We start from the raw sequence: 17,244 nt of genomic DNA on the forward strand, positions 1-17,244 counted from the left end.
GCACCTCATGCGGCTCGACTTGAGGTGCTCGGCGTGGCTGCCCCGCCTTGATCACGGCATGCGCGGCACCGGACCTTCAGCAGGCAGGCAGGTCCGTGCGAGCGTGCTGTGATGCGTGCCTACGTGGACCTGCTGCACTACGGGGCAGCTCGCCGACTGTTTGCCGCCACCGCCACCGGCAAACTCGGCTTCGCTGTTTTCCCGCTGGCCACCGTGCTGCTCGGACACGGCTCCTCCGGGTCCTTCCTGGACGCCGGGGCCGTGGCCGGCGCCTGGAGCATGGGCGGCACCGTGACAGGGCCTCTGCGCGGACGCCTTGTCGACCGCCACGGCCAACGCCTGCCTCTCGTCGCCCTGACCCTGATCACCGCCCTTGCCGCCGCGGGCCTGGCCACCGCAGTGGGAACCGCGCAACTGATCTGCTTCGGCGCACTCGCCGGCGCCGCCGCCCCGCCGATCGTGGCCAGTATTCGCCCCCTGTGGGCGCAGGCAGCGCCCAAGGACTTGGTGCACAGCGCCTACGCGCTGGACGCGGTCCTCACTGAAGTGACCAAGATCTGCGGACCGCTCATCGCGGCCGCATCCGGCGCCCACTCACCACGCCTGGGTGTGATCATCGCGGCGGCACTCCTGACGAGCAGTACCTGCCTGGTGATCTTCCACCCGCCAACCCCTCGCATTCCCGCGGCATCAGGCACCGGCGGCGTCCTGACCTCCCCCGCCCTTCGCCTTCTGCTCACCGCCAACACGTGCGCGGGCCTGTGTCTGGGTGCACTGACCGTCGGTCTTCCCGCCCGAGCCGCTGAGAGCGGGTCAGCAGCCGACTCCGGCTGGTTGTTCGCTTGCCTCGCCTTGGGCAGCGCACTCGCCGGCGCGCGATTCGGCATCCGCCACCGCGCGGCCTCGCCCGCCACCGGCTACCTCACCGCCTTTGCCTGGCTCGCCCTCGCACTGGCCCCACTGGCCACCGTCTCGACACCGGTACTGTCGTTGATCCTTCTGCTCAGCGCAGGCGCCGCGCTCGCGCCCATGACGATCTGCTTGTTCGAACTGCTGGACGTCCATGCGTCCCCACACACAGCGGTCGCATCCATGATGTGGATGGTCGCGGGAGAAGAGCTCGGCATCGCTGCGGGGAGCGTGGTCGCAGGACTACTGGCGCAGAGCGTCGGTGCCTGGTCGGCCCTCCTCACCGCGGCAGCAAGCGGTGGACTCGGCGCCCTCGTCGTCGCTACGGGCAGGGCCGACCTGGCCGCCGGCGACGCAGCCACCGATCGCTGACGCGAGCGGCCGACCGCGTATCGGTGAATCCTGGGCAGTCTGACTCTTACTGCGCAGTGCCCGGGCGGATTCCGTACTCGGCCAGCCACGCCAACAGCTCCTGCCGAGAAGCCCCGACAAGTCTCCCGCCGGTGAAGCGAGCGTCATCCGTGACCTCAGCCACGCACTCCGTGGGAGGCACAAAGGCCAGTGCCTCTTCATCGCCGGTGAACTCGGCCTCCGCCAGAACCAAGCCCTCCAGTGGACCGTCGAAGACGTCAACTCCCAAGGGAGGCACACTGAACCGCGTCTTGTACAACACCGCGGCCGGCAGCGAGGCGAGGAGATCGTACTCGGCCTGGGACAGGTACGTATTCGTGATCAGCCCTTGCACGGCACCCGGCTGATCAACAGGCACTTTCTGGGTGAGTTTGAGTTCACAACCGCCGACGTCCGAGCGCTCGGCCCGTCTGAGACGCAGACGTGTCCCCACCAGATACCGGTCCGTGATCACACGGATGACAGTGACCGTCGAAGGAGCGGGAGGCCCTGCGAGCAGGAACCGTCTCTCCCGCTCAATACGCGCGTATTTCCCCGGGCTGACGACCTCGCCTTGTGCCTCACCGGCTCGCTCCATCATGAGCCGAGCTTCTCAGCCCGCCCTCCCTACCGAGCAGATGGCCTACTCCGGAAAGGTCATCGGCGTCGCAGCACGCGCGGCAGGCCCGTCACGGACATCATGAGCGAGTACAGCGAGGTCGTTGCCGTGATGAACAGCCGGTTGTTCTTCGGGCCGCCGAAGGCGATGTTGGCGACCGGTTCGGGCACGTGCAGTCTGCCGATGAGGGTGCCGTCGGGGTCGTAGCAGTGCACGCCGTCGCCGAACACGGCGGCCCACAGCCGCCCTTCGTCGTCGAGGCGGATGTTGTCGAAGCCGCCGGTGTGCTCGGCGAACACCTTGCCGTTGGAGAGGGCGCGATCCTCCCGCACGTCGAAGACGCGGATCTGTCCGGCTCTCGTGTCGGCGACGTACAGCCGGCTTTCGTCCGGTGAGAAGACCAGGCCGTTCGGTCCGTCGAAGCCGTCCGCGACCCGGTGGACCTCGCCGGTCACGGGGTCGATCCGGTAGACGTCGCAGGTGCCGATCTCACTCTCGGCCCGGCGTCCCTCGTAGTCGCTGGTGATCCCGAAGTCCGGGTCCGTGAACCAGACGGAGCCGTCGGAGCGTACGACCGCGTCGTTCGGGCTGTTGAGGCGCTTGCCCTCGTAGCGGTCGGCGAGGACGGTGACGCGGCCGTCGGGTTCAGTGCGGGTGACCCGGCGGTTGCCCTGCTCGCAGCTGACCAGCCGGCCCTCGCGGTCGAGAGTGTTGCCGTTGATGTGCCCGGCCGGGGAGCGGAAGACCCCGATCACGCCGGTTGCCTCGTCCCAGCGCAGCAGGCGGTCGTTGGGAATGTCGCTCCAGATCAGCTGCCTCCAGGCGGGCAGATAGAGTGGCCCCTCGGCCCAGCGGCAGTCGGCGTGCAGCCGCTCGAGCCGGGCGTCGCCGTTGGCGCACCTACGAAAGCGCTCGTCCAGAACCTCGTACAGGTTCTTGAGGATCTCACCAGACATGATCAACCTCTCCCTCGTACCAGTACACAGGCCGGCACGGCGCTCGGCAAGGCGATCGGTCTGCCGTCCGGCGCGGCTCACGATCTCCGCGCGAAGGATCGAGGCCCTGCTGCTCCAGGATGCAGCTGCCCGGTTCGCCCATCAGTTGGCCAAGTCGGGGTAACCGACAGCCGAGGGCACGCATGTCGAGCCCGGCGAAAGGAGGCACGATGCCCCTCACATTCCGTAAGAGCTTTCGAATCCTTCCCGGAGTGCGGCTGAACATCAACAAGCGCTCCTGGTCCATCACCACCGGCGGCGGCAGGCACGGGCCGCGGCACACCCGCAGCAGCACGGGACGGCGTACGACATCGGTGGATTTGCCGGGACCTTTCGGGTGGCGTCGCACACGTACCGCCAGGCGCCACTGAGGACCCGCGTCCCACCAGGCACGATTGACGGTCCATCACCCGAATGGACCCCCCGGAGATGTGCCATCTCATATCTGAGATAGCCTCAACCTCATGGCAGACGACTACCTCGTACGCATCGGCAAGCTCATCCGTGACGCCCGGCAGCACCGGGGCTGGACACAGGCGCAGCTTGCCGAGGCGCTCGGCACCAGTCAGAGCGCCGTCAATCGCATCGAACGCGGCAACCAGAACATCAGCCTTGAGATGATCGCTCGCATCGGTGAAGCACTGGAGAGCGAAATCGTCTCGCTGGGCTATGCGGGCCCGATGCATCTGCGTGTGGTCGGCGGTCGTCGGCTGTCCGGCGCGATCGACGTGAAGACGAGCAAGAACGCGTGCGTGGCACTGCTGTGCGCCTCGCTGCTCAACAGCGGGCGCACGGTGCTGCGCCGGGTCGCCCGGATCGAGGAGGTGTACCGCCTCCTCGAGGTGCTGAACTCCATCGGCGTCCGCTCCCGCTGGATCAACGACGGCGTGGACCTGGAGATCGTGCCGTCGGCCGAGCTGGACATGGCGGCGATCGACGCGGAGGCCGCCGTACGGACACGGTCCATCATCATGTTCCTCGGCCCGCTGCTGCACCGTATGGACCACTTCAAGCTGCCCTACGCCGGCGGTTGCGACCTCGGTACGCGGACCATCGAGCCGCACATGATCGCGCTGCGCCGGTTCGGGCTGGACATCACGGCGACCGAGGGGCAGTACCACGCCGTGGTCGACCGGGCGGTCCGCCCCGGCCGCCCGATCGTGCTGACGGAGCGCGGCGACACCGTGACCGAGAACGCGCTGCTGGCGGCCGCCCGGCACGACGGCGTCACCGTCATCCGCAACGCCTCCTCCAACTACATGGTCCAGGACCTGTGCTTCTTCCTGGAGGCCCTGGGCGTCAAGGTCGAGGGCGTCGGTACGACGACGCTCACCGTGCACGGCATGCCCACCATCGACGTGGACGTCGACTACTCCCCCTCCGAGGACCCGGTCGAGGCGATGAGCCTGCTGGCCGCCGCGGTCGTCACGGAGTCGGAACTGACGGTGCGCCGGGTGCCGATCGAGTTCCTCGAGATCGAGCTCGCGGTGCTGGAGGAGATGGGCCTCGACCACGACCGCACGCCCGAGTACTTCGCCGACAACGGCCGTACGCGCCTGGCGGACCTCACCGTCCGGCCCTCCAAACTGGAGGCGCCGATCGACAAGATCCACCCGATGCCGTTCCCCGGCCTGAACATCGACAACGTCCCGTTCTTCGCGGCCATCGCCGCCGTCGCGTCGGGCAAGACCCTGATCCACGACTGGGTCTACGACAACCGCGCGATCTACCTGACGGACCTCAACCGCCTCGGCGGACGTCTCCAACTCCTCGACCCGCACCGGGTGTTGGTCGAGGGACCGACGCGCTGGCGAGCCGCCGAGATGATGTGCCCGCCCGCGCTGCGGCCCGCCGTGGTCGTCCTGCTGGCGATGATGGCGGCGGAGGGCACGTCCGTGCTGCGCAACGTGTACGTCATCAACCGCGGTTACGAGGACCTCGCCGAGCGCCTCAATACGATCGGGGCGCAGATCGAGATTTTCCGGGACATCTGAACGGCGGATGCCGCCGCACCCTGCTTGACCTGCACGTATGCGGGTCATGAAGGGGTGCGACGGCACCTTTGGGACTTCTCCTGGGACTTTGGGCCGGGACCGGGCTTCTGCCGGGTCGTCCGGGCTACGCGAAGACCGCGTCGATGGCGGCGCTGCCGCGTGCACCGGCGCGGGGCAGGAAGTGCGCGTACTTCCGGAGCGTGAACCCGCGGTCCGAGTGACCGAGCCGCCGGGCCAGGGACCTCGGCCGGGCGTGGGTCGTCCCAGGGCATGGTGACCGGCACGGGTTCGAAGAGCTCCGTGTGCTGTCGTATGGCCTTGGCCACGCTTGAGGGCAGGGGCACGTCGCGGATCTTGCGGCCCTTGTTCGGCGTGCCGGGCGCAGGCCCTCGTACTGCCGGCCGCACCAGCGGTTCAGCAGTGCGCGGTCTTGGTCGGCGGCGAGGAGGCCAGTGCCGGTAGTGACCGGTAGTCCCCGACCTCGGCGACCAGGGAGGCGTCGGCAGAGGCGTCGGTCATGACGGTTATTCCTCATCCGTTCCAGCAGTACCTGGGCCAGGCTGGTATCCGCACCCGATGAACACGAACTGCCCGGGCTGGACCCGTACTTCGGTGCGCTCCCAGCGGTAGATCCCGCTCTGCTCGCCCTCGTAGGTGAAGGTGTCTCCCGCCTCTATGGTGACGACCGGGTCGGCCGTCACGTCGCCGAAGGACTCCCACTCGTCCTCGCCCGGATATCCGTCGGCGAACCAGCGCTGCTGCAGCTGAGCGCGGACGGTGTACGACGAGGTGTTGTGGACCTCCACGCTGTACGAGGCCGTGTGAATCAGGTCGTCGCCCGACTGCTCCTCGACCGAGGCCGACACCTCCAAGGCGCGAGCCGTGGGGCAGTCTTCTCTCTGTTCGGTCGGCACCGGCTGGCTGTAGACACCGTCGGTCACCGCGGCCATCTGGTCCGGGCAGTAGAACGTGGCTGCCTCCACGATGAACCCCGCCTGGTCGACCTGGTCGGTCAACGGCAGCCCCACCGCGTCGGGTACCTCGTTCATGTCCGTGCCGCCGGCGAGCGCCTCGCAGACGGCTTTCGCGTCTTTGATGACGGCCGTACGGAAGTCGGATATGTCGCTGCCGCCGGGCATGGACGACATGACACCGTAGGAGACGGTGCCGCTGGGCCAGGTGGAGAACGGCGCGACGTCACCGACGAACGCCGTGTCGCGGGCGGCAGTGGAAGTGAACTGCGGAACCGCGACATACGGTGGCCCGTCGCCCGGCGAGGCAGCGCTCTTCGACGCGGAGGTCCTCAGCGGAGCGGGCCCGGGCTGTGGCCGGGCGTCGTCGGGGTATCGGTTGACGACCATGGCAGCGCCGGCGACGAGCACGAGAACAACCGCCCCGGCCCCGGCGACCCACCGCCGGCGGGGCCTGGCACCGTTCGTCACCGTGGACTCGTCCGCGCCGGGAACCCGGCGGGATGGTTCTGCCTCGTCCGGTCTCGGTCGCACATCAGACATGATCGGCATTTCCCCCTGTGTCCCCCTCACGGCCCCAACTGGCCGAAGGCGATCATCCTAAGAGCTCACGCAGATCCACACATCGTCGTGACACTCGGGGCTTCATGATGACGGCGGAGTGGCAAGTCCCCACCTCGGTGCAGCAGCGGATGACAGCACCAGACGGCCGACCCTGTGGGCGGGGCTGCTCGAGGCGCCACCGTTTGATACGTCCGTGCCGGAAGGACGAGTCCGTCCGGCACGATCGCCCCGCGGCCGTACGCCAGTGGATCGAGGCCGTGATCGACACACTCAGAGGCCAGCTCAGCCTGGAGCAACACGGCGGCAGAACCCCCTGCGATGCCCCGCATGACGGGCTGGCTGCTTTTCCCAGCCGATCGCATGGTCGCGGCTTGCCCGGACATGGGAACTCTCGCTCCGCATCGGGACTGTCCACGGAGTTGTGCCACCTGACGGGGGGGATAACCAGAGTGCGCCTCCGGGGGTCTGCCGCCGCCCGTTCCGGCGCTCAACCCCATTCCCGGAGGCCATCGGCCATCCCTAGCGTCAAGGTATGACGAAGGACTACGTGGTGGGCGATGACGGGGTTGGGCGTGGGAGCACGACGCGCAGGGGTGTGCTGCTGGGGCTTGGCCTCGCCGCAGGTGGCACTGTCCTCGGCGTGGGCACGGGAGCGACCGCGTCCGCTGCCGCGACCGGGCGTGACGGCAGCCGGGGCGGGAGAGGACCGTGTACGTATGTGCTGGTGCACGGCACGCATAGTGCGGGAGCGTACTGGCTGCCCGTCGCGCAGGAGTTGACCCAGCGCGGTCATCGCGTCGTCGCGGTGGATCTGCCGTTGCACGGCTCGCAGGCGTTCGTGCCGGAGTCGTACCAGAGGCAGGACCTGGCGGCCATGGCCACCGAGCCCTCACCTGTCGCCGCCCTCTCTCTGGACGACTACGAGAAGCACGTGACGCGCATCGTGCGCCGCGCGGCGGCGCACGGCCCCGTGGTCCTGGTCGGCCACAGCCTGGGCGGTGCCACCGTGAGCCGGGTGAGCAACGCCGTACCGGAACTGCTCCACCACATCTGCTACATGGCGGCCTTCTGCCCCAGCCCCGCCCTGCCGACCCCCGACGCCTGCACCGCGGCACCGGAGAACGAGAACGCGCTCATACCGTTCGATCAGATCATCGGGGACCCGGAACAGCTCGGTGTGATGCGGCTCAATCCCCGCACGGGTGACTCCGGGGACCTCAAGGCGCTCAGGGAGATGATGTGCGCGGACTATCCGGACGACGCGTTCCGGCAGCGGCTCGGCAGCATGCAAACAGACGAGTCGACCACGGCCTACGCAGGGCGAGCCGTCGGCAAGGCGGCTACCTGGGGACGGCTGCCCCGCACGTACCTCCGCTTCGGCAACGACCGGACGATCGCCACGAAGCTCCAGGACCGGATGATCGCGGAGGCCGACGCACGGACGCCTCACAACCCCTTCCGGGTCCATGACTTCCCCACCGCTTCGCACATCGGCCCGCTGGACCCAGCACCGGTGGCGAGCGCCCTGGCCGTGCTCGCCCCGTAAGACCTGGCGGTTCGTCAGATCACCACGCCCCTCACGAGGAATGGCCATCCGCCACCAAGATGGGCTCTGTCGAGAAAATGCGGGGCACAGCCACTCGTTGATAACTGCGATCAGCACGGTCGCCTCGTAGCGGCCATCAACGAGTGGCTGTGACCGGCACACTCGACAATCGCCCGAGCCGGCCCCGCGGCATCCACACCTGAACGACCCGGACGGGGCCGCCGCGGTTCCTACGCTTCTGCCACGGGGTGGTAGCGCACGTCGACCTCGGCAAAGGGCTGTGAGCCCTGGGCGTGTCGCAGCCGGATCGGCCGGCCGCCGGGATTGTCGAAGAGCCGGATGCCGTCACCCAGCAGGACGGGTGCGATGTGCAGGTTGATTTCGTCGATCAGACCGCGTTCGAGCAGTTGGCGGCCAATCGTCGGGGAGAGGACTTCGAGGTTCTTGCCGTCGGCGGCCTCCAGGCCGATGCGTACCGCCTCGGCCACGTCGCAGTTCAGGAACGTGACGCCGTCGGCGGGCGTGGCGTCTTCGGGGTGGTGGGTGAGGACGAAGATCTGGCCCTTCCAGTCCTCGCTGTAGGGTCGGGCGCTCGGGTCGCGGTCCCAGCCGTTCCGCCCGCCCAGGACCGCGCCGGTGGTCTCGATGTACTCCTCTTCCACGCCGTCGCGGCCGGTGACCCCGGTCAGCCAGTCCATGGCGTGGTTCGGGCCCGCCACGAACCCGTCCAGCGACATGCTGAAGTGAAAGAGGACCTTGCCGGCGGCCTGTTGCGGTTCGAGGTCGAACATCTGGAGCTCCTTCGCTCGTCGTGCCGGCGCGAAAGCGTCGGCTACACATACAGACCAGACGGACGCCCCAAACTCATCGCCGCATCCGTGACCGTTCGGGCGCCGCAGACACGGAGCGACCCGGCCGTCCACCACCGTCGGGACCGCCGCTGTCCGAAACCGTCCGGTTTCTCAGTGAAGGGCTCGATCGTCGTCAGGACATCAGCCGTTGGCGGGCGAGCGGTGGCCACGACCAGGCGCGTGTCGCCATCGATGATGACCTGCACGTTCGCGGAGAACCGGTAGTTGCGGCTCGAGGCACCGACCTTGCGGTCGCGGACCGGAATCAAGGTGCCGTCCACGATCCACAGCCGGTCCGCGACATCGACGGCACGGCAGGCCGGCTCGAGCGCGAGGAGGGGCCGCAGCCGCTGGATGCATGGTGCTGCTGGACCTCGGGCTTCCGGACATGGACGGGCTCGACGTGTGCCGGGAGTTGCGGGCGCAGTGGGGAACAGCGCTGGCGGGAGGCGGAGCCGAGGTCCAGGCCCGGGCGCCCGCGCCGGACGAGGGGCCGCCCTATCGGGGGATGGCCCGCTTCGAACCAGATGACAGCGATGCCGTAGCCGAGGCAGGCCCGCTCACCGCTGCTCACCTGTGCCCTCGGCCAGGACCGAGGGGACAGTCTCCGGGGCGGGGACCGACTCGGCCCAGGCCGCCATGGCGTCGAGAACGTCGCGCAGCCCCTCGCCGAGAGGGGTGAGGCGGTACTCGACGCGCGGGGGGATCTCCGCGTACGTGGTGCGGATGACGACGCCGTGGGTCTCGAACTGGCGCAGCCGACTGGTCAGGGTGTGGGGGCTGATGCCGGGCAGGGCCTGGCGCAGTTCGGTGAAGCGGTGAGGGCCCTTGAGGAGTTCGCGCACGATGAGGGTGGCCCAGGGGCCGTTGAGGAGGGTGAGGAACCGGGCCACACCGCACTCGGGAAGACAGGGATTGGTCACTTTTCGAGAGTAGTCCATTAGTGCACTTGATGTAACCGGTGCATCATGTGCACTAATAGCCCGCATGACCTACGTGATCCATGGCGCCACCGGCGCCCAGGGCGCCCCTGTCGTTACCGCTCTCACTGCCGCGGGCAAGTCCGTGGCCGCGCTGACCCGCAACCCGGACGCTGCCGTGGACGGCGCACGCGTCGTGGCCGCGAACTACTCCTCCGTCACCGACCTGACCGATGCCTACCGCGGCGCCGACGGAGTGTTCGTCCACCTGCCGGTGGGCGCAGAGGAGGACCGTCTGGCCTTCGCGAACAACATCCTCGCCGCCGTCCGTGCGGCCCGGCCGGGCCGCGTGGTGTTCTCCACCAGCGGTTTCCCGATCGACCCCGCCATCGGCGGCGCCGCCGCGACGCTGGCCGCCGGCCTGACGGACAGCGGGGTGTCCCATGCGGTGATCGGCCCCGAGCTGTATCTGGAGAACCTGCTCATGCCGTACGTCATCGATTCCGTCCGGGAGCGAGGCGTACTGCCCTACGCGATCCGGGCCGACTTCCCCGTGTCCTGGGCGTCGCACCTGGACATCGCCGACGTCGCGGTCGCCTTGTTCGCGCACCCGGACGTCACCGGCGTGGTCTCCGTCGGGCAGTACCCGGCGATCACCGGGCCTGACCTGGCCGAGGCGTTCGCCGCTCGGCTCGGGCGGGACGTGGTCTTCGAGCAGATCAGCCCTGATGAGCTCCGCACGTCCGTGGCACCTCTGATCGGCGAAGGTCCCGCCGCGGACATCGCGGAGGCGTACCGGGCCATGAGCGCGATGCCGGGCCGCTCGATCGCGCCGGAGAACTCCGCCCAGAAGCTGCTGGATGTCACGCCCCGGACCACGACGCAGTGGCTGGAAGACATGGGTCTGTGACAGGCCAGGAGGCACCCGTCACCGCACGAGGACCGATCTGACATCAGCCGTTCTCTCACAGTGCTTGGAGGACCTACCTCCAAGCACTGTCGGCGTTTCCTCACCCCGTGCGGACGGCTCGTGAGTCGCTTTGAGCGGATTGGCTCCGCAGACAGGCGCCATCGCGTGTGGTTCGCACCGGCGGGGGCGCCGGACCGCCACGCCACAGGCCGTCCGGCGGCTCCGTAATGGTTGAAATGCCTAACGATGTTACATCAGCCTGTCGGCATGAAGGGTATGACGCTCAGCCCACGGATCACTGATCCATCCCGCCCGACCAGAGAAGAAGCGGTTCTCCATCAGCACGGCGCAGGTGCCGGCCGCCCTGCGAAGCCGGCCGGTGCCACTGGATGCGCGCGGTCGGCCGTACCCGAGCTGTCGCCGGCCCGAGCGGGTACACGCCGCTCGCCGCGGGCCGTCGGCCGATCGATGGCGGAGTTGCTGACCGTTGCCTAGTCACCCCACGACACCTGCCGGTTCGCCGATCCTGGAGATGGCCCGCCGGGCGGCCGAGTACCGTGCGGCCGGCCGTCGCATCATCGACCTCACGCTCGGCGAGCCGGACTTCGCCGCGCCTGTTCACGCCGCGGCTGCCGCTCAGCAGGCCGCCGCCCGCCCGATGGGCTACTCGCCTGCCAACGGGATACCCGAACTGCGCCGTGCTGCACGGCATGCGCTGGAACGAGACCGCACCCTGAGCTATTCGGATGCCGAGGTGGCCGTGGGGTGCGGCGCCAAGCAGGTGATCTTCAACGCGTTCTTCGCCACCCTGCGCCCGGGCGACGAGGTGATCATCCCAGCGCCTTACTGGGCCAGCTATCCGGACATGGTTCGCCTGTGCGGTGCAGTGCCCGTGATCGTTCCTTGCTCGGCCGAGTCAGGGTTCAGGCTCACCCCCGACGCGCTGGCAGCGGCCGTCACCGATCGCACCCGCTGGGTCGTGCTCAACGCTCCAGGCAATCCGTCGGGCGCCACCTACAGCCATGACCTCCTGGTCGGTCTCGCCGAGGTACTGCGGCGCCACCCCTCGACGCTGATCCTGTCGGACGAGATCTACGCCCATATCCGCTACCACGCCGGGGAATACGTGAGCATCGCCCAGGTCGCGCCTGACCTGCGCGAGCGGATCCTGCTGGTCGACGGCGTCTCCAAGGCTTACGCGATGACCGGCTGGCGTGTCGGCTGGGGATTCGGGCCGCCCGATCTGGTCCGCCGCATCACCGCCGTACAGACGCACAACTGCACGCAGACCTCGACCGTGAGCCAGATCGCCGCGGTCGCCGCACTGCAGGGGCCGCAGGATCTTCTGGCGGAACGGCGTGAGACATACCGCCGACGGCGCGATGCGGGCCTGGCGATCCTCAAGCGGAGCCGGCACCTGGACACGGTGGAACCCGACGGCGCTTTCTACCTCTTCCCCCGCCTCGCGGCCGGCGACGACCTCGCAGCAGCGGACGCCCTCCTCGCAGCGGGATGCGCGACTGTCCCGGGCAGCGCCTTCGGAGCGCCGGGTCACCTGCGGCTCTCCTTCGCCACCGACATCGCCGCCCTGGAAGAGGGCTGCCGCATCATCGTCGCCACGCTGGATGGGGTCTCCGCGTGATCGCACTGACCGTAAAGGCGCTCGTTCCGGTCGTCCTGCTGATCGCGCTGGGCTACGCGCTCAAGCGATCGATGATCAAAGCCGAGGGTTTCTGGTCCGAAGCCGAGCGCCTCAGCTATCGCGTCCTGCTGCCGGCCCTGTTTCTGCACAGCCTGGCGACCGCCGACACCGACGATCTGCCGGTGGGGGCCCTGGCCGGCGCTCTGGTCGCCGCCACGGTGGTAGTGGCCGTGCTGGTCATCGCCTGCAAGCCCCTGATGCGGCTGAAGGGCGATGCCTTCACCTCGGTCTTCCAGGGCAGCATCCGGTTCAACAACTACATCGGTGTGACGATCGCTGCCGGCCTGTTCGGCACCAAGGGCGTCGCCTTCGCCGCGGTCTGCAACGCGGCGATCGTACCCACCGTCAATGTGCTGTGCGTGCTGGTCTTCGCGTGGTTCGGAACCGCGCGCCTGCATTTCTCGGGCATCGTCAAACAGCTCGTGACCAACCCGCTCATCCTCGCCTGCGCAGGAGGCATTCTCCTGCAGACCTTCGATCTGAGCCTGCCGCCGGGCATCGAACCAGCACTCCAGGCATTGGGAGCCGCCTCGATGCCGCTGGGTCTGCTCTGCATCGGCGCCGCTCTGCGCTTCGGCGCTGCACGGTCGTGGGCGGCACCGATCGTCACGTCCTCGTCCGCCAAGTTCGCGCTCATGCCGGCCGCGACGTTCCTGGCGGCCCAGCTCTTCGGCCTGGGCTCTCACGCGCTGATCATCGCCGTGCTCTTTCAGGCCCTGCCCACGGCATCGTCGTCGTACATCATGGCCAGGCAACTCGGTGGCGACGCACCTCTGATGGCCGGGATCACGGCAACGCAAACGCTCCTGGGAATAGCCGCCGTCCCGCTCGTCGTGGCACTGGTCCCGGCATAGCCAACCCGACGCTAGCGGCGCCTGTCGCGGTGGCGGCGGACCGCATCAGTGTTGGCGCAGCGGGAGGAACAGTAGGCACGGCGGCCATTGCGGCTGGTGTCGACGAAAGCGGTCCGGCAAGAGCCCAGCGCGCAGACGCCCAGTCGTTCCCCTTCGGCTTCCAGGGCGAAAATGGCCAGACCTCCGGCAGTCACGGCTTTCACGCGGCTTTGGAGGTCCTGGGTATCCGGAGCGAAGTGCAAATGTGGCCGCAGATTGTCGTGCGTGGTCAGATACACGCTTCCTGCGCCATCCGCGAGCAGAGCGTTGATGTTCTGGCACCGTTCGGCCTGTGAGGATGCCTCGAAGACCAGCCTCATCATCCGCGACCACGCTCTGATGTCCTCGGATGTGAAGCCAGTGACGTGCGGACGACGAATCTGATACGCCCGCAGCGTCTGCTCCAGCGTCTCAGGCATCCATGAACCACTCGAATCGAGATTCACCAGCGCCACGGCCAAGTGAACCCCGACCATGTTGTCATGCTCAAACTGCACTTGACCATTACAACACAGAGCCTCTGGCAGAGCTGTCGACGATGTCCCGCATGACCCCGTCACGCGGCAGGTCCAATCGTGGAGCAGTCACGGACAGTGGGTGCACGCCCCCGAGCAGACACCCGCGAGTCCGTCGCTCGACCTGGCTACACCACTCGGCGGGACGCCATCATGCCGTCCGTGGTTCTGTCCGCTCTCGGACGACGACGAGGAAGGCATCCGACTTGAGGTCCATCACGACGGTCGCGCAGGGCTCGCCCGCGGCCCGTAGTCGCGCCGCGTACTCCTCCGCAGGCCACGATCCGCGCGGAGATCCTGCGGGAAACCGCTCCAACACCTTCGTGTCCATGGCGGTGTCACCTCCATCGTCACTGACGGACTCGCGTGCTGTTCACGTGTTCCGTACTGTCCGGCTGCCCTCGATCCACCGGCATATGTATGGGGGCAGCGCACCCCGGCACATGCGGGCAGCGACGGGCTGTTGACGGGTGCTCGACCCAACTACGAGCAGTCTGACCGCCTCCGCTGTGCCCCAGGTGCCGACCGCTACATCGGCCAACGGGTGCCGGCCCCGTAACAGCACCACCCCGCTGGATCTGCTCCCCCGGCATCCAGATCCCTTCTGCGTGCGGGGTGGGGCAGCCCGGGGCCGGCGATTCGTGGCAAGTCCTGTACGCCGATTCCAACTGGCGGGGCATCACCGTGCGTCTGGCGCCGCTTCGCTCACGGCCACCGACCTCAGCTGTGCACCGCCCGGCTCAGCCGCCGCCCCAGCAGGAGGTAGCCCACCAGGGCGCCGGTCGTGTTGAGGATGACGTCGTCCACGTCGAAGGCCCGCCCGGTGACCAGAGCGCCCTGCGCGCACTCCACCAGCAGCATGACGATCGCGGTCAGCAGCAGCACCCGCAGTATTCCGAGCGTGCGCGGCGCGAGAACCGGCAGCAGGAGCCCGAACGGAACGCCCAGCAACAGGTTGCCGCCGATCTGCTTGACGGCGTCCCGCAGTGCGGGCTGGTCCAGATAAGCCTGCAGTGAACGCCCCGGGTGCAGGTTGGTGTGGGCCAACGCCACCGACGCAGGGGAGGGCTGCAACGTCAGCCGGGCCAGCACGACGGCGAATGCCACCATGAAGGCGAAGGCGAACAGCATCGCCAGCACGCGGACGGGGAGGGGCAGGGGCCGTCGTCCGCGCCGGGCCGGTCGCGACCCGCGCTTGGGCGTGCGGGATGCCTTCGGCTTGTTGGTGCGCAGGCGTAGAGCGGCGTGCGGACGTGCGGCTGTACGGGCCATGCTGTCCTCCAGTCGTCAACTTTCCTGCGTAGCAAGGCAGTTACCCGTGATCGGTTCGAGAAGGCCGCCCCGCCTCCCCGGGACGGGGCGGGATCGTCAGCCCGGCGCTGGTGCCGCGGGACGAGCGGCTTCCTGGATATCGCGTAGGGGCAGTGCCAGAGCCTCGGCGAGTTCCGCCAGTTCCTTCTCGGTGGGCCGCACGGGACCGCGGGCACCGTCCTCGGCGAAGACGCGGATCCGCGGCGTGCGAATACCTGTGCGGTCGGCGAGCGCTTGCGCGTTCAGGCGCCTGCGTCGCATGGTCTGTTGCAGCAGCTGTGAGAGTTCGGCCATTTCGTTCACCTGTCCTGGGTCAGCTGGTTCAGCCACCCCCATACGGGTGGCTCCGAGGATTGGCCAGCTCGTCGGTGATCCGCGCGGACTGCCCGGATCAGCATGGGCGGCGGCTCGGCAAGTGGGCCAGCAGCAAGGCAAGGATGGGCGAGTGTTCTCCCCCAGTGGGCTGAGAGCGTCTGGCCGCCCTGTACCTCTGGGCGAGCGGCCCTGCTTCTGCACTGGGGACCCCGCGAGCCCCGGCGCCCCCGGCCCTCCCGTCCGCCCCGGACGACACGGGGCAGATCCCTGATCCGCTGCCACTGCTCACCCGCCGCCCCTGAGTGCCACGGAGTAGGCCGGGCAGAGGGGTGGGGCCCACGGCCGGGGCGTGGCCCACCCACCCCTGCCGTGGCCCACCCACCCCTGCCCCGCAGCCGACCGCTCGGTAGCCGAAGGCCGGAGTCGTTTCGACGTGGCTGTGGGGAGCAGATGAGCCCGGCGGCCTATCGTCGGCCGACGAGTTTGGTTCGGAGACGGGCGAGGGTGCGGTTCAGGATGCGGGAAACGTGCATCTGCGAGATCCCGAGTTCCTTGCCGATGGCACTCTGCGTCATGTCGGCGCCGTAGCGGAGGGCGAGGATCTTGCGCTCGCGGGCCGGCAGAGCGGCGATGAGGGGCTTGAGTGCGTGCAGGTCCTCGACCTTCGCCAGGTCCGGATCCGTGTAGCCGATGTGGTCGGCGAGGGTGTCCTCAGGGCTCTCGGTGTCGCTCGGATAGTCCAGGGACGACGTGGTGTAGCCGTTGGCGGCGACCAGTCCTTCGACGACCTCGTCCTCGTCCAGGTCCAGGTGCCGGGCGAGTTCAGGCACGGTGGGTGCGCGGCCGTGGGTCTGCTCGAGGTGCGTCACAGCCTTGGTGAGGTCCAGGCGCAGTTCCTGCAGGCGGCGCGGGACGTGCACGGCCCAGCTCGAGTCGCGGAAGTGCCGCTTGATCTCGCCGATGATGGTCGGCATGGCGAAGGTGGGGAACTCGACACCGCGGTGCAGGTCGAACCGGTTGATCGCTTTGATCAGCCCGATGGTGCCGACCTGAATGACATCGTCGTACGACTCGCCCCGCACCCCCATGCGGCCGGCGGCAAAGCGCACCAGGGCGAGATTGAGCTCCACCAGGGAGTTGCGCACGTAGGAGTACTCCGGTGTGCCCTCTTCCAGCGAGTCGAGCCGCGCGAACAGCGTCTTGGACAGCGCTCGCGCGTCAGCCGCGTCGACGTGGGCCGGGTCGGGCAGGGGCGGCAGGTCCTCCAGGCCCGGCACGACCGCATGCGCGGCGCCCGGGCCGGTGGTATGTCGCTCCGCATACGAGATCGTGCGGACTGGATTGCCGGTGGTCGCAGTCGCCATCGTCGCTCCCGAAACGATAAGGGCGCCCCGTGGGCGGAGCGCGTCGTGCCCTGCTTGATACCCCCCTAATGATCGTGACATGCCTGTGACTTAACTCTCCGTGAGGAATTCGCACGTAGCGCCGACCATGCGCTACTGCATTCGGGGGCCCTCCAGCCGGCAGTGCCTACTGGGACGTGGGCCGATTGGGGAGGTGGCGCGGGACGCTGGGAGCCGCGTGGAGCGGAGGCTCTGCTGGAGGGCTGCGGCGGCTCGCGGGAGGAAAGGGTGTCCATCCGCAAACTCGGGGTAACAGATCCTGTGCCGCCGGCGGACGGGCTGGCGCGTCGCTGGCCGGAGGCCAGTCATGGCCGAAGGGCTCCCTCAGCGTCCTGGCTAGTCCTCGTTCCGCAGGCGGCCGGTCCTTGCGGATGAGTAGTGGTGGGTTCGCCACGGGGCGACCCGTCGCCAGTCCTGGACTGGGGCCGGTGGCGGC

Annotated in this window: 17 protein-coding genes and 3 pseudogenes; 9 read left to right on the top strand and 11 right to left on the bottom strand. The window is 68.5% G+C overall.

Annotation, left to right across the window (positions count from 1 at the left end):
- Positions 1–111 precede the first annotated feature (111 nt).
- Positions 112–1,281 carry an MFS transporter gene (locus tag CLM62_RS35955; RefSeq protein WP_095754084.1) on the top strand — a complete coding sequence of 390 codons (1,170 nt, stop codon included), beginning with the start codon at positions 112–114 and terminating at the stop codon, positions 1,279–1,281.
- Positions 1,282–1,327: 46 nt separating this feature from the next.
- Here CLM62_RS35955 and CLM62_RS35960 read toward each other — a convergent pair whose 3' ends face one another.
- Together CLM62_RS35960 and CLM62_RS35965 are read right to left on the bottom strand one after the other, a co-directional pair.
- Positions 1,328–1,900, bottom strand: a complete 573-nt coding sequence (locus CLM62_RS35960; RefSeq protein ID WP_095754085.1) for a hypothetical protein — start codon at positions 1,898–1,900, stop codon at positions 1,328–1,330.
- Positions 1,901–1,956: 56 nt separating this feature from the next.
- A complete protein-coding gene (locus CLM62_RS35965; protein WP_095754086.1) occupies positions 1,957–2,874 on the bottom strand; it encodes an SMP-30/gluconolactonase/LRE family protein in 918 nt (305 codons plus the stop codon).
- Positions 2,875–3,083: 209 nt separating this feature from the next.
- On the opposite strand from CLM62_RS35965, the gene CLM62_RS35970 reads away from it, so the two are divergent.
- Positions 3,084–3,284 (top strand): DUF4236 domain-containing protein, encoded by a 201-nt coding sequence (locus tag CLM62_RS35970; RefSeq protein ID WP_095754087.1) that lies wholly within the window; start codon positions 3,084–3,086, stop codon positions 3,282–3,284.
- A 93-nt stretch (positions 3,285–3,377) separates the two neighbouring features.
- Complete coding sequence (locus CLM62_RS35975) at positions 3,378–4,907, top strand: UDP-N-acetylglucosamine 1-carboxyvinyltransferase (RefSeq protein WP_095754088.1); 1,530 nt, start codon at positions 3,378–3,380, stop codon at positions 4,905–4,907.
- A gap of 524 nt (positions 4,908–5,431) precedes the next feature.
- Here the strand turns inward: CLM62_RS35975 and CLM62_RS35985 are convergent.
- The gene (locus CLM62_RS35985) at positions 5,432–6,421 is read right to left on the bottom strand and encodes a DUF732 domain-containing protein (protein WP_218835651.1); all 990 of its coding nucleotides are present in this window, start codon (positions 6,419–6,421) and stop codon (positions 5,432–5,434) included.
- A gap of 203 nt (positions 6,422–6,624) precedes the next feature.
- Between CLM62_RS35985 and CLM62_RS52230 the strand changes: the two are divergent.
- Positions 6,625–6,753, top strand: a pseudogene (locus CLM62_RS52230) (IS982 family transposase); the annotation flags it as partial.
- Between the two features lie 407 nt (positions 6,754–7,160).
- Positions 7,161–7,988: an alpha/beta fold hydrolase gene (locus CLM62_RS35995; protein WP_306457961.1), complete on the top strand. Its 828-nt coding sequence runs from the start codon at positions 7,161–7,163 to the stop codon at positions 7,986–7,988.
- 230 nt (positions 7,989–8,218) lie between these two features.
- Here CLM62_RS35995 and CLM62_RS36000 read toward each other — a convergent pair whose 3' ends face one another.
- Positions 8,219–8,779: a dihydrofolate reductase family protein gene (locus CLM62_RS36000; RefSeq protein ID WP_095754090.1), complete on the bottom strand. Its 561-nt coding sequence runs from the start codon at positions 8,777–8,779 to the stop codon at positions 8,219–8,221.
- 212 nt (positions 8,780–8,991) lie between these two features.
- Positions 8,992–9,210, bottom strand: a pseudogene (locus CLM62_RS53285) (IS5/IS1182 family transposase); the annotation flags it as partial.
- Between CLM62_RS53285 and CLM62_RS53290 the strand changes: the two are divergent.
- Positions 9,165–9,260: pseudogene (locus tag CLM62_RS53290) on the top strand (DNA-binding response regulator); the annotation flags it as partial. The pseudogenes CLM62_RS53285 and CLM62_RS53290 sit on opposite strands and share 46 nt — an antisense overlap.
- Positions 9,261–9,399: 139 nt before the next feature.
- Here the strand turns inward: CLM62_RS53290 and CLM62_RS36010 are convergent.
- On the bottom strand, positions 9,400–9,762 hold the full coding sequence (locus CLM62_RS36010; RefSeq protein ID WP_257004285.1) for a helix-turn-helix domain-containing protein: 363 nt from the start codon (positions 9,760–9,762) through the stop codon (positions 9,400–9,402).
- Between the two features lie 64 nt (positions 9,763–9,826).
- Between CLM62_RS36010 and CLM62_RS36015 the strand changes: the two genes are divergently transcribed.
- The 3 genes from CLM62_RS36015 to CLM62_RS36025 all read left to right on the top strand — a co-directional run bounded on the left by CLM62_RS36015 (position 9,827) and on the right by CLM62_RS36025 (position 13,225).
- Positions 9,827–10,669 (top strand): SDR family oxidoreductase, encoded by an 843-nt coding sequence (locus tag CLM62_RS36015; protein ID WP_095754092.1) that lies wholly within the window; start codon positions 9,827–9,829, stop codon positions 10,667–10,669.
- Positions 10,670–11,201: 532 nt separating this feature from the next.
- Positions 11,202–12,311, top strand: coding sequence for a pyridoxal phosphate-dependent aminotransferase (locus CLM62_RS36020; RefSeq protein ID WP_095754093.1), 1,110 nt, complete (start codon positions 11,202–11,204; stop codon positions 12,309–12,311).
- On the top strand, positions 12,308–13,225 hold the full coding sequence (locus CLM62_RS36025; RefSeq protein ID WP_095754094.1) for an AEC family transporter: 918 nt from the start codon (positions 12,308–12,310) through the stop codon (positions 13,223–13,225). The genes CLM62_RS36020 and CLM62_RS36025 overlap by 4 nt, the downstream gene beginning before the upstream one ends.
- An 11-nt stretch (positions 13,226–13,236) precedes the next feature.
- Here CLM62_RS36025 and CLM62_RS36030 read toward each other — a convergent pair whose 3' ends face one another.
- The 5 genes from CLM62_RS36030 to CLM62_RS36050 all read right to left on the bottom strand — a co-directional run bounded on the left by CLM62_RS36030 (position 13,237) and on the right by CLM62_RS36050 (position 16,769).
- The gene (locus CLM62_RS36030; RefSeq protein ID WP_095754095.1) at positions 13,237–13,761 is read right to left on the bottom strand and encodes a CGNR zinc finger domain-containing protein; all 525 of its coding nucleotides are present in this window, start codon (positions 13,759–13,761) and stop codon (positions 13,237–13,239) included.
- 169 nt (positions 13,762–13,930) lie between these two features.
- Positions 13,931–14,110, bottom strand: a complete 180-nt coding sequence (locus CLM62_RS36035) for a hypothetical protein (protein WP_095754096.1) — start codon at positions 14,108–14,110, stop codon at positions 13,931–13,933.
- Between the two features lie 389 nt (positions 14,111–14,499).
- A complete protein-coding gene (locus CLM62_RS36040) occupies positions 14,500–15,051 on the bottom strand; it encodes a VanZ family protein (protein WP_095754097.1) in 552 nt (183 codons plus the stop codon).
- Between the two features lie 96 nt (positions 15,052–15,147).
- Entirely contained in the window at positions 15,148–15,384 is a 237-nt protein-coding gene (locus tag CLM62_RS36045; RefSeq protein WP_095754098.1) for a hypothetical protein, read from the bottom strand.
- A gap of 485 nt (positions 15,385–15,869) precedes the next feature.
- Positions 15,870–16,769 carry an RNA polymerase sigma factor SigF gene (locus CLM62_RS36050; protein WP_095754099.1) on the bottom strand — a complete coding sequence of 300 codons (900 nt, stop codon included), beginning with the start codon at positions 16,767–16,769 and terminating at the stop codon, positions 15,870–15,872.
- Between the last annotated feature and the right edge of the window lie 475 nt (positions 16,770–17,244).

Source organism: Streptomyces sp. SA15, from assembly GCF_002291145.1.
GTDB lineage: Bacteria > Actinomycetota > Actinomycetes > Streptomycetales > Streptomycetaceae > Streptomyces.

What these genes read in the sequence shown, in the direction of transcription:
- CLM62_RS36045 (WP_095754098.1), bottom strand. Translation starts at nt 15,384, where the DNA reads ATGGCCGAACTCTCACAGCTGCTGCAACAGACCATGCGACGCAGGCGC.
- CLM62_RS35975 (WP_095754088.1), top strand. Translation starts at nt 3,378, where the DNA reads ATGGCAGACGACTACCTCGTACGCATCGGCAAGCTCATCCGTGACGCC.
- CLM62_RS36050 (WP_095754099.1), bottom strand. Translation starts at nt 16,769, where the DNA reads ATGGCGACTGCGACCACCGGCAATCCAGTCCGCACGATCTCGTATGCG.
- CLM62_RS35970 (WP_095754087.1), top strand. Translation starts at nt 3,084, where the DNA reads ATGCCCCTCACATTCCGTAAGAGCTTTCGAATCCTTCCCGGAGTGCGG.
- CLM62_RS35955 (WP_095754084.1), top strand. Translation starts at nt 112, where the DNA reads ATGCGTGCCTACGTGGACCTGCTGCACTACGGGGCAGCTCGCCGACTG.
- CLM62_RS36020 (WP_095754093.1), top strand. Translation starts at nt 11,202, where the DNA reads ATGGCCCGCCGGGCGGCCGAGTACCGTGCGGCCGGCCGTCGCATCATC.
- CLM62_RS36015 (WP_095754092.1), top strand. Translation starts at nt 9,827, where the DNA reads ATGACCTACGTGATCCATGGCGCCACCGGCGCCCAGGGCGCCCCTGTC.
- CLM62_RS35965 (WP_095754086.1), bottom strand. Translation starts at nt 2,874, where the DNA reads ATGTCTGGTGAGATCCTCAAGAACCTGTACGAGGTTCTGGACGAGCGC.
- CLM62_RS36040 (WP_095754097.1), bottom strand. Translation starts at nt 15,051, where the DNA reads ATGGCCCGTACAGCCGCACGTCCGCACGCCGCTCTACGCCTGCGCACC.
- CLM62_RS36035 (WP_095754096.1), bottom strand. Translation starts at nt 14,110, where the DNA reads ATGGACACGAAGGTGTTGGAGCGGTTTCCCGCAGGATCTCCGCGCGGA.
- CLM62_RS35960 (WP_095754085.1), bottom strand. Translation starts at nt 1,900, where the DNA reads ATGATGGAGCGAGCCGGTGAGGCACAAGGCGAGGTCGTCAGCCCGGGG.
- CLM62_RS36000 (WP_095754090.1), bottom strand. Translation starts at nt 8,779, where the DNA reads ATGTTCGACCTCGAACCGCAACAGGCCGCCGGCAAGGTCCTCTTTCAC.
- CLM62_RS35985 (WP_218835651.1), bottom strand. Translation starts at nt 6,421, where the DNA reads ATGTCTGATGTGCGACCGAGACCGGACGAGGCAGAACCATCCCGCCGG.